We start from the raw sequence: 10,655 nt of genomic DNA, 5'->3' as shown, positions 1-10,655 counted from the left end.
CAATAAGATCCGCAAGGTATCGTTCTATGAGCTGCCAAGTGGCTGGGAGGCCGGCAGCGGGGATATTCGCGTGCTCCATAATCAGAAGGAGATTGTGTTTGACACGGCTCCGGAGATGCACAAGGGGCGAATCATGCTGCCGGTGCGCGCGATTGCCGAGGCGCTGGAGTATAGCCTGAAATTCGTGGATCAGGACACGGTAACCTTGTCCGGACCTCGTGGCGATGCTGTCACCTTGTCGGTCGGCTCCATCGAAGCTCACCTGACCCAGGATGATCAGACAGCGCTTCAGATGGACGTTGCGCCGTATATCAAGGATGGACGTATCTATGTCCCGGTCCGCTTTATCGCCGAGGGACTGGGTGCGACGGTGAACTGGCATGCGGATACAAAGACAGTGCTGCTGCGGGAGTAGCAGCACTGAAGTGGACCCTGGGCGGCCTTCGAACGAGACGTTCGGGGGCCGCTGTTTTGTATATAAATGATCCGCCTTGAAAATCACTGATGTAGCTGTCAGTGATTTTTCTATATGTTTGTAATAGAAGTCAATAAAGGAAATAGAGGGAGGGTCTTCTTGCAGATGCGATCTTTGTCCAGCTACCCCTGGGCTGGTAAGGGATTGCGAGATTAGCAGTGCCGGAGCGCAGTGAAGGGGTGCGGTGGGCTTGTGACGGACTTCCATGGAAACAGGAAGATCAAATAAAAGGGCCTTGAGTGCGAACCCCAAGCGCACATAAAATCTCTGGGAGGTTCGCACCTGGCGTCCTGCAAGGGTTTTCGGCGATTTGAGTGGAAAATATGCTCAATTTATAGTACTTTAAAAAGAGGTTCGCACTTTGGGCTTTCTGAAGCCTTGCTGCATAAGGCTGTATTAGGCGGGCTGTCGCACTCTATGTGAGTGCGTGGATTGAAATACCTTTACTTGGATCGTTTTATTCATCGATTTTGGTCGCACTCTATGTGAGTGCGTGGATTGAAATCGGTTATGTTTAAGACTCTTGGCCTAACTACTGTACCGTCGCACTCTATGTGAGTGCGTGGATTGAAATGCTGTAACGGTAGTTCGGGTTACCGAAGATGATCACCGTCGCACTCTATGTGAGTGCGTGGATTGAAATGCTTATCGTTGGGATTGAGCGTCACATAAGACATATGTCGCACTCTATGTGAGTGCGTGGATTGAAATACAAACACCACTCTATAAAGAGCAATGTTTTTCCTGTCGCACTCTATGTGAGTGCGTGGATTGAAATAAAGTGCAGCTAAACCAGTCTACAAGAGCGATTAGTCGCACTCTATGTGAGTGCGTGGATTGAAATCGTTAACCCTAACGTCATAATCAATCATTCAGCGTCGCACTCTATGTGAGTGCGTGGATTGAAATTCGATGTTTGTTGTGACGTACAATATAAAGTTTTCGTCGCACTCTATGTGAGTGCGTGGATTGAAATCATAACGAGTCGCCCGAGACGATTTTATACGTCGTCGCACTCTATGTGAGTGCGTGGATTGAAATTTGCTCGGTCGTCATGAGATCACCTCATTCACGCTTTAGTCGCACTCTATGTGAGTGCGTGGATTGAAATAACGAGTCGGTAGAATTCATTTTTAACCGAGACGTCGCACTCTATGTGAGTGCGTGGATTGAAATAATCTAGATCCCAAATCACTCACATCTCTTCCTCGTCGCACTCTATGTGAGTGCGTGGATTGAAATTATAATACCTGTGGTGCTGAGTTTTAATTTGCCAGTCGCACTCTATGGAGTGCGTGGATTGAAATAGGCGCCCAGGCAAGCTGCCCACTCGCTTTACGGCGTACTCCATGTGAGTGCATTGAAATTGTGCTCCGGTCCCGAGGCTAACAGGCAATCAAATAAACATGTGTGAATGAAGAATGACGCGAGTTTTGCGTTGTTCTTTTTTTCATGCTTAGTGCGGCTCTAAGAATGCCATGTCTTTTTTTGGTACAATAGAATGGAAGTTATTGGGCGGGGGAGGAGAGAAAGTATGATTTATTTAAGGAGTTTTAAGATTTCCAGTTATACAGATCGAAATCCCAACATATATCCGGATCATGTGTTTAGGCACATCGCTGGCGAGGTGCTCTGGTTTGATCGAATTACGGTGCTGTACGGCAACAATGGCAGCGGCAAATCGACTTTGCTCAATGTCATAGCCAATAAGTTGAATATTAAGGGTGCTGAGAAGATGTCCAGTCATGGGCACAGTATCTATGTTCAGCGGTTTCTTGAGATGAGCAGCTGCCAGTTCGGACAGGATGAACGGGAGCAAGAAATCAGGCAGCTTCCTGATGGAAGCCGCTATCTGAAGTCAGAAGATATTATGTATGAGATTAAGAAAATACAGCAATCCTCCGTGCTGCGGGAGGCGTTGTTGCATGAACAGCGGAGTAAAGGAAAATCCCAGGATCAGGTTGAAGAATATGAAGCATCCTATGCGTTTGCCAAGAAGCTGGACGACATTCAATTTTCCCAGGAAAAATACTCAAATGGGGAGACCTCGATGCAGTTTTTTGAGGAATACCTGCTGCCCGGACAATTGTACTTATTGGATGAACCGGAAACCTCGCTTTCTCCTGCTAACCAAATCAAGCTTGCCGAGCAGATCAATGAGTTGGCACGCTATTTTGACAGTCAATTCATTATTGCCACGCATTCTCCCTTTGTTCTAGGTACATTAAACGCCAAAATTTACAATCTGGATACCACGCCCTTGCAAACGGCAGCATGGTTTGAGCTGGACAATGTACGATTCTTCTATCGATTTTTCGATAAACATAAGCGGTTGTTTGAATGAGTGTATTGCGCGATAGCAAGGGATCTGGGAGGGAGGGGTCATCATGACAACAATCATGGTGGTTGGAGCATCCGGTGCTCTTGGTAAATTGGTATGTGGTGAATTGCTAAGAATTTTTAACAACCCAATCAAGCTCATCGTTACGGATTATAAGACGGATAGAGGAACAAGGCTGGCAGATTCCTTTCATGGCGATGTTCAGTTTCAATATTTAGATGTGAATGATGAGGATCGCGTGGAGCGAGTCCTTAGGAACGTGGATGTGGCAGTGGTTGTACTGAAGCAGAAAACCCCTTATATCCAAAAAGTGTGCATTCATAATAAAATCCTGTGCATTGACGTAACCCCATTTTATGACTTTGTACAGCAAGTGATTGAGCTACATCATAGTGCGGTAGACCACAAGGTGGGTTCGGTTGTGATGTCTGGCTTCTTCCCCGGGTTATCAGGCTTAATGATACAAAAGGCGATTTCGGATTTTCAAGAGGTTCAAGAGATTAACGTTGCCCTATTGCAAAATAAAAATGCCAAAGCCGGGATATCCGGCGTTCTGGATATGTTAAGGATCATTGCTCAACCCGTAGTTTATCCTAACAAGGTCGTACCCGGTTTTACCCAAAAAAGAACCATGTATTTCTTAAATTACAACAAGGAACAAGAGGTAAGACTCATCGAGCACTCAGAGAAAATTCTAATCCGAAATCGATTAACAGCCTCCCCTATAAATTATTACACCTCTTGGAATGGGAGCGGCTTCAATAAACTGATCTCGATGCTGAAAAGGATGGGTGTGATTCAGAAAATACATAAAATCAATCATAAATGGCTATCTAAGGCAGTCCAGCATAACCCTAAAGAACGTGAGGATGCTTATCTTACGGTTGAGGTTAAGGGGAAGGATCGCAACCGCAACCAGGAGCGGGTTAAAACCTTAGCTTTATCTACGTTTTCTGACTATCATACAACAGCTATAGTGACCGCCTCGTTAGCCAAGATTGCGCTGCATAAAGACGTGCAGGGAGTTGTTTGTCCTTTTGAAATGACAGACTTAGATGAGTTGTTGTCCGTGATGAACTGTCCTGAAATTAGCATTAACGAAGTCACGAAATAAAAATCGCCTGAAAAACTACCATAGTACTACTTCGAGAGAATATATATCCTACTTATGGCTCGGTGGCATGGTATAATTTAACTGGTATTTGTTAGGATGTTATAATGTCCCGTGCATGCTGACAAATTGCTGCATAATTATTTCTACATAGTGTTGATATTTAATGGAGAGGATGAAATTCATGAAGGAGTACATGGCGGTTCCCGGACCGAAAAACGTCCACATCAACAAAGGAGAAACACAAGCGGCAATGAATTTATTCGCTGATATTATTAATGACCAAGCTGAGGCGGGCTGGACTTATCATTCTATGGAATCCATTGCAGTGACCGAAAAACCCGGCTGTTTACAGCAACCTATCACTACATATTACTACATGCTCATTTTTTACAGAGAAGTATAAATGAATAAGCCGCAATCCACGGGACCCATTTTTAAATCATTCCCAACGGAGCAAGAGTTAGCTGCTCTTGTTTCTCCTGAAGGCGGAGACTCAAGCGATCCGCGGAGCATTCACTACACGCGTGTTCATCAGATTCCGGTAATTCTTTGGAGACGTGTTTTTTTTCAAATTGCTATTCCGCTATTAGTCTGCGCTTTTCTCTTCTGGTTCCTATATGAATGGACCTATTCCGTACAACCTCAGAATGCCGGGGGATTAGCGGGTATTGCAACGCTTATATGCTTGTTACTGTATGCTGGCGCTCGAGCAAAAGCAATCCTCATTTGGCTCGTACAAGTGTATCAGCGTTATGCGCCCGTGGAAGTCCGAAATCGTTGCCGCTTTGAACCTAGTTGTTCTGTTTATATGATACAAGCGCTGGAGAAATATGGCGTACTGAAAGGGTTGTATAGGGGAAGCAAGCGACTGCGGAGATGCAATGCTTCCGGTGGCGGATACGATTATTTGCCATGATGCCTGCCAGCAGGAGGCTTATACTATTACGTTTATGAGATCTTACGAGAAAAGGCTACATCAGGCGGATTCGTACTCTAGTGATCATTAAGCCCCATTATTTCGCTTCTATAATATAGAAGCACTACACCCTCCAAAGCCACTGCTTTGGAGGGATTTGTCGTTCAGGGAGCGTCCCTTTCGTATCGAGGCAGCAGAACGTCCTTGTTTTTTCCGTCATTAGGAGAAGTTAGGTAGTGCCACGGGCCCATAAAATTTTTTGAGTATTCTGCTACTTGTTCCTTTTGTGAACAATGAAAACCTTAACTACAATAGTTACATTAATTTGTATATTGTTGAGGTGAATGCCATGGGCAGAATATTGGTCCCCCCGGAAAGACTTATGGAAATATCCCAACAATTCGCGCAGGCCAGGGAGATCGGGGTGCAGATTTGCAGTCACCTTACCCAACAGATTCAAATCCTTGAAAGCGGATGGGAAGGTACGACAAGACAACGATTTTATCAGAATTTCCAGCTGGCTCGCCAGCAAATGGATAATTTTACGGCTGCAGTGGGTTCAGTCAGCACGGAATTAACTAATATTGTTCACCGTTTTACAGAGGCGGATTCCACGCAGGCTTCTTTGCAGGCCAGGGCGGCTGACGATCCATTTGATCACGCCCATAACGTGTTAGACACCTCGCTTCGAACGAGAGATAATCTGGAAAAGTGGGGCACGCTCCTCTACAGCTCGGTGGGAGCTTCTCTGGTTCTGTCCAATACAGTTCGATTCAGAGTGGATCCGAGGGATCCGACTCGGGCGAAGATCCATAATGCGCCGTGGGTCAAAGGAAAGGGAAACAATACATTCCTGAAAAATCTGGCCAGGAGCATTAACCGGCAGATTGTGAACCCGGGTCTGATCATGAAGGGCGTGAAGGGCTTCGATGCGGTAGCCAGCAAGCTCGGTCTTAATTTTGGTTTAGGCTTTAGCCAGGCCAAGAACTTTCCGCAATGGACAAGGCAGGTTATCGCGGGGGTAGAGAAGGGCAGATACGGGATCAAAACGAGTAAAATCCCAGGCATGATCGCCAAGAAAATATTCCCGATTAATGCCACCTTTAATGTGATCGGCGAGGCCTCCGGGCTGGTCAGCAAGCACCGTGACGGCAAACTTAACGGCGAAGAGGTTGCTGTGGCCGCATCCAACGTCGTGGTGAAAACAGCGGTGACCTATGGCGGAGCTGTTCTCGGCGGGGCTGCCGGTGCGGCGATTGCAGGTCCGGTTGGAGCTGCAGTCGGTTCCTATATAGGCGGCACATTGGGGGCCTTTGCCGGTGATGCTGTAGCTGGATTTGCGGAGAAGGGTGTCCGCTGGGTTAGCGGGCTGTTTAAATAAAATCAGGAAGGCGCTAGATGATGAACACAATCTCTTATCGGAAGTCGGTAGCTTGGGGCAAGGCGCTTGGCAGCTTGCTGTTTGTGCTGGCATGTCTGTTTTTGCTGTACGCGGCTTTTTTTATGGATACTTCCATGATTCGCAAGTTTTTTTGCATCACGTCGGCCATCATCGGGATTCCGTTCTTTGGAGGTTATTTCGTGGCCTGCCTCCCCAGAGCGCTGAGCTCCAGCACGGCTGTGCTGACCTACGATGATCACTCCATTTCAGATGGTACGCGCACCGTGTCATGGGCAGAAATATCCAGAGTCAGCTATAAAGGGCCCTCCATTCGCAAATGGCTGGTTCCGCAGTTTCCTGAGCTGATTTTTCATTTGACCAATAGAGACACCTGGAAAGTAAACACGTATTACTTGATCACCGATTCGGAAATTCAGTCCGTCATGAAGCAGCTGCGCGGACTTATTAGCCGCAACGGAAAAGATACGAAATAGATCATAATTGGAGGATTGCTTACATGAGCGAGCATACCTATATATTCTCATTGGAAGAGCTCGGGTACGCTTTGGCCGTTCATCAAGGGGAGGAAGCGGCAGCAGGACTGATGAAGGCGTATTATGGCGATTTGCCGGAGGAGAGCTGGGAGCTGCTGTTCCAGGCTGCTACGCATAGCTTAATGGCCAAAGGATTTATCGAGCAGCTGGATGAAGAGCAAGGAGAAGTGAAATTCACGCCTGAAATCGAGCAGATGATTCAACATTTGCTGCACAGCAGTTATATGCTCAGAGGTGTTAAGGAACGCAAAACAAGTCAAACGTTAACGATTCATGAGCTTCGTCAGAAGTATTTATATCACTTGTCTGATAACAACGTCCTGCATTTTCTCTCCTGGACGGAGCCTGCGGATTGGGGAGAGGAGCTGGTGCGCTTATATGGAGCAGACCCGGCAGCTGCGGGCACTAAATTACCCGAATCTAAGGCGGTGGTCACTGAGGCGATATGGAACGGGCTCACATCCGGGAAAGTCTCTGCCTCTTTGCTACCTGACGCGCTTACACCCGATCAGAGGCAGTTGATTGATAAGTGGCAGCAGAATTTTCAGGCAAATGGCGGGACAATGGACAATGTAAGCATCCTGAGATTGGGCAGAGGGAACGAGATGGCGATCGAGAATATTCTGTTCCTTCTACCGGCGGATGAAGGGATGTGGGTTGTGCGTAATATGGCAGCAGACAGGAACGCGGAACCACAGATTAGCATTGAGCTGCAATCCGGCCCAGCCTGCCGGAAGACGCTGAGCGCTTTTGCCGAAGAACTAATTACCTGAACTGGGTGAAGATATAGGAACATCGGACTAGCAACGATGAAGCAGAAGATACCCTTGCAGCCTCGGCCTGCAGGGGTTGTTTGGCTTGCCCGCCTTAGGGATACCTGGCACAAGAGGGGATTGCGTATGGACAAGAGGGATAGAACTATGGAATTATTTTCATAGTAGCCCTGCAACCTTTTCCAGTGTCTGATCGTTTTTACAGGAGAGAGCAAGAAGATTTCCACAATGTAGGAGGTTAACCATTCATGAAACAACGATTAAATCGAAATAAAATGGTCCCAGTGCTTCTGGCGGCTGCCGTAGTGTTGTCTGCCACTTCGATACCTTACAGTGAAGTCCACGCCAAAACTTCCGCGCCTGCGGCCCATCAGAAGAGCAGTGCCAAGACGCTGAAGCCGGTATGGCAAAAAAATCTGGGAAGTCTGGACCAGCCTCAAATGGGCTATACATTCGATAAAGGTGTTGTCTATTATAATGCCGGCACTTCGCTATCTGCGGCGAATTTGAAGACAGGCAAGACGAAGTGGAGCTATAAATCCACCCCATCATCTGCACCTATAACAAATTTGGGGTATGTCTATTTCACGGACACGTCAGGCCGCATCCATAAGGTAAACGCGAAGACCGGCAAGAGCGCATGGGTTAAAAAAGCATATGCCGCGCCAAAGAGCGGAAAGGGATATGAACCGAGTAGCATCGACTACTATAGCGGTATGCTGATCCTTAGCGATGCTTATGGCTTGACCGCTTATGACACCAAGACCGGCAAGTTGAAATGGAAAACCGAGCGTAAAGGAAATTCCAGCTATAACATCGAAATGATGAACGGCCTGCTGTTGGCCAGCTCCACCGTTAGCGGCGCAATCACGACAACCCAATTGCACGCCATTAGCGCGTATACGGGGCAGATCAAATGGACTTACAACGGCAACTTCCAGGACCTGCTGCAGACGGGTCCGGAGCTTCATATCCTGAGATATAATAACGGCATTGATAATGGATATGCCCTCACGATTGATGTGCTTGAGTATTCCACTGGCAAAATGTTAAACACGCTGGAGTACCAGCCGGTGCCGTTTGTAGAAATGGAATCTGCAAAAAAGGTGGCGTCCGCGTTTGATCATTACTTCTTTACTCAGAATACGCGGGACAACGGGGGGCAGCTGGCGGTCGTACCGCATCAGGCACCGAACTATTCATCCGCTGTGAAGACTTACGAATATGATGCTGTCATCACCCAGATGGAACTCTCAGACAGCAAAGACAGTACGATCGTGATGAGTCTGGCTGATGGCCGAATAGTTCTGAAGAATGTGAAGACCGGCAAAGATAAGGTAACGTCATATCCTTCGAAAATAAGCCGGTTTGATATTCTGGAGAACGTCGTTGTCATCGGGCTTGCGGATGGACGTCTGGTGCTGAAGGACATCAGAACCGGCAAGGATGTCGCCACCTACAAGCTTGGTTCAGGAGATTTCCTTGAGACCACGCGCACGATTCGTGACGAGCTGCTGATCCAGACCGGCGGCAAACTGTACTATGTTCCGCTTCCGGCAAGCTTGAAATCTTAAATTCGTGAAGAAGGCTATCTGGTGAAGCAATTCCGTTAGGATTTCGTGGAAACAGGCCGCTTTCCATTCGAGCCGTGAGGCAGGATGGAGGCGGTCTGTTATTGCGTTATGTTCGGATGACGCTGCAATATGATATATAAAAGGATGTGGCCCTTTTTAGCCAGGGGATGAGAGAAGATGAGCAGGAGTAGGAGCTGAAAGATACATGGCATATCAACAGATAGACGGTGTCCGTGTCTGGGGGACGCCTGACGAAGGGGCGCTTGCCCAAGCCAAGAGGTGTGCGAAGACCGGCAATGTCGTGCAGACGTTGCTGATGGCGGATCATCATAAAGGCTACAGCCAGCCGATCGGAGGGGTGATAGCGTATGACGGGCAGATCTCGCCTTCCGGGGTAGGCTATGATATTGCATGCGGGAATAAGGCAGTCCGTACCGGCCTGCTGGCCGATGAGATCAAGCCTAAGTTGAACATAATCATGGATGAGATATCCCGCAGGGTCTCTTTCGGAATCGGCCGCGTGAATCATGAACGGGTGGATCATGAGCTCTTCGATGATCCGGATTGGGCTGTGTACAAGGCGATAGGTACGCAGGAACACGACAAGCTGAAAGCCCTGGCACAGAGCCAGCTTGGCACGGTGGGGAGCGGAAACCATTTTGTCGATATATTCGAAGAAGTCGGGACAGGCCGCGTCTGGGTGGCGAATCATTTTGGCAGCCGGGGGTTCGGACATAAGACAGCGAGCGGCTTCATCAACCTTGCCGCCGGCAGGCCGTTTCTTGCGAACGCTCCCGGCGAGAAGATGGATCAGCCGCCGGTACTACTGGATCTGAGCAGCGAGCTGGGCGACATGTATTACCGGGCGATGAAGCAGGCCGGGCGCTACGCGTATGCGGGCAGGGATTATGTCATCCGGCAGGTGCTGGACATTCTGGGAACGGACGCGAATCTTGAAGTGCATAATCATCACAACTTCGCCTGGATCGAGCAGCACAGCGGCAAGGAAGTGGTGGTCGTCCGCAAGGGAGCAACGCCGTCAGCACCGGGGCAGGTTGGTTTTATCGGCGGCAGTATGGGGGATATCTCCGTGATCGTTAGAGGCAAGCATAGCGAAGAGAACCGGGAGGCTTATTACAGCACCGTTCATGGGGCTGGCCGGATCATGAGCCGCACCCAGGCGGCAGGCCGAATGAACTGGAAGACTCGCAAGCGCAGCGGCGGTCAAATTACGACAGAACAAATGCACAAGGCTGTTCGGGATTTCGGTGTTGAACTGCGTGGTGCGGGGACAGACGAGAGCCCTTACGTATATCGAAAGCTTCAGGACGTGCTGGATGCACATGCAGAGACCATCGAAGTCCTGCATGTATTGAAGCCAATCGGTGTGTGCATGGCCGGAGCGGATGAATTCGATCCTTATAAGGATTAAGGGCATGTGGCGAGAAAGCAAACCGGGAAATTCATTATGGATGTCATTGATGTAAAATAAAATGAAATCGAATGAGATTACAGCAGTTTATACCA

Annotated in this window: 10 protein-coding genes and 1 CRISPR repeat array; all 10 genes read left to right on the top strand. The window is 48.3% G+C overall.

Translation table 11 applies throughout. From position 1 onward, the window contains the following. On the top strand, positions 1 to 415 hold a 415-nt coding region (locus tag CHH75_RS05870), incomplete at its 5' end, for a copper amine oxidase N-terminal domain-containing protein (protein WP_141235814.1). A gap of 467 nt (positions 416 to 882) precedes the next feature. Continuing rightward, positions 883 to 1,717: a CRISPR direct-repeat array (repeat unit 32 nt; unit sequence GTCGCACTCTATGTGAGTGCGTGGATTGAAAT). A gap of 292 nt (positions 1,718 to 2,009) precedes the next feature. Next, positions 2,010 to 2,819, top strand: a complete 810-nt coding sequence (locus tag CHH75_RS05865; protein ID WP_095265605.1) for an AAA family ATPase — start codon at positions 2,010 to 2,012, stop codon at positions 2,817 to 2,819. 43 nt (positions 2,820 to 2,862) lie between these two features. Further along, positions 2,863 to 3,930 (top strand): saccharopine dehydrogenase family protein, encoded by a 1,068-nt coding sequence (locus tag CHH75_RS05860; RefSeq protein WP_095397684.1) that lies wholly within the window; start codon positions 2,863 to 2,865, stop codon positions 3,928 to 3,930. Positions 3,931 to 4,111: 181 nt separating this feature from the next. Continuing rightward, positions 4,112 to 4,333: a DUF4177 domain-containing protein gene (locus CHH75_RS05855; RefSeq protein WP_095397683.1), complete on the top strand. Its 222-nt coding sequence runs from the start codon at positions 4,112 to 4,114 to the stop codon at positions 4,331 to 4,333. Continuing rightward, the gene (yidD, locus tag CHH75_RS25530; protein ID WP_095397682.1) at positions 4,334 to 4,846 is read left to right on the top strand and encodes a membrane protein insertion efficiency factor YidD; all 513 of its coding nucleotides are present in this window, start codon (positions 4,334 to 4,336) and stop codon (positions 4,844 to 4,846) included. Between the two features lie 349 nt (positions 4,847 to 5,195). Further along, the gene (locus CHH75_RS05845; protein WP_095397700.1) at positions 5,196 to 6,227 is read left to right on the top strand and encodes a WXG100 family type VII secretion target; all 1,032 of its coding nucleotides are present in this window, start codon (positions 5,196 to 5,198) and stop codon (positions 6,225 to 6,227) included. A gap of 20 nt (positions 6,228 to 6,247) precedes the next feature. Beyond that, positions 6,248 to 6,721: a DUF5381 family protein gene (locus CHH75_RS05840; RefSeq protein WP_095397699.1), complete on the top strand. Its 474-nt coding sequence runs from the start codon at positions 6,248 to 6,250 to the stop codon at positions 6,719 to 6,721. Positions 6,722 to 6,744: 23 nt separating this feature from the next. Continuing rightward, positions 6,745 to 7,554, top strand: a complete 810-nt coding sequence (locus CHH75_RS05835) for a hypothetical protein (protein WP_095397681.1) — start codon at positions 6,745 to 6,747, stop codon at positions 7,552 to 7,554. Between the two features lie 248 nt (positions 7,555 to 7,802). After that, positions 7,803 to 9,128, top strand: a complete 1,326-nt coding sequence (locus CHH75_RS05830; RefSeq protein ID WP_095397680.1) for an outer membrane protein assembly factor BamB family protein — start codon at positions 7,803 to 7,805, stop codon at positions 9,126 to 9,128. Positions 9,129 to 9,333: 205 nt separating this feature from the next. Continuing rightward, positions 9,334 to 10,560 (top strand): RtcB family protein, encoded by a 1,227-nt coding sequence (locus tag CHH75_RS05825; protein WP_095397679.1) that lies wholly within the window; start codon positions 9,334 to 9,336, stop codon positions 10,558 to 10,560. Positions 10,561 to 10,655: the final 95 nt, after the last annotated feature.

This window comes from Paenibacillus sp. 7541 (genome assembly GCF_002276395.1).
GTDB classification, from domain to species: Bacteria; Bacillota; Bacilli; order Paenibacillales; family Paenibacillaceae; genus Paenibacillus_AQ; species Paenibacillus_AQ campinasensis.
This window is presented reverse-complemented; position numbering and strand designations above follow the sequence as displayed.

Bases quoted from the DNA above. Each gene is read 5' to 3' on its own strand.
- CHH75_RS05865 (WP_095265605.1), top strand. From the start codon at position 2,010: ATGATTTATTTAAGGAGTTTTAAGATTTCCAGTTATACAGATCGAAAT.
- CHH75_RS05860 (WP_095397684.1), top strand. From the start codon at position 2,863: ATGACAACAATCATGGTGGTTGGAGCATCCGGTGCTCTTGGTAAATTG.
- CHH75_RS05855 (WP_095397683.1), top strand. From the start codon at position 4,112: ATGAAGGAGTACATGGCGGTTCCCGGACCGAAAAACGTCCACATCAAC.
- yidD (WP_095397682.1), top strand. From the start codon at position 4,334: ATGAATAAGCCGCAATCCACGGGACCCATTTTTAAATCATTCCCAACG.
- CHH75_RS05845 (WP_095397700.1), top strand. From the start codon at position 5,196: ATGGGCAGAATATTGGTCCCCCCGGAAAGACTTATGGAAATATCCCAA.
- CHH75_RS05840 (WP_095397699.1), top strand. From the start codon at position 6,248: ATGAACACAATCTCTTATCGGAAGTCGGTAGCTTGGGGCAAGGCGCTT.
- CHH75_RS05835 (WP_095397681.1), top strand. From the start codon at position 6,745: ATGAGCGAGCATACCTATATATTCTCATTGGAAGAGCTCGGGTACGCT.
- CHH75_RS05830 (WP_095397680.1), top strand. From the start codon at position 7,803: ATGAAACAACGATTAAATCGAAATAAAATGGTCCCAGTGCTTCTGGCG.
- CHH75_RS05825 (WP_095397679.1), top strand. From the start codon at position 9,334: ATGGCATATCAACAGATAGACGGTGTCCGTGTCTGGGGGACGCCTGAC.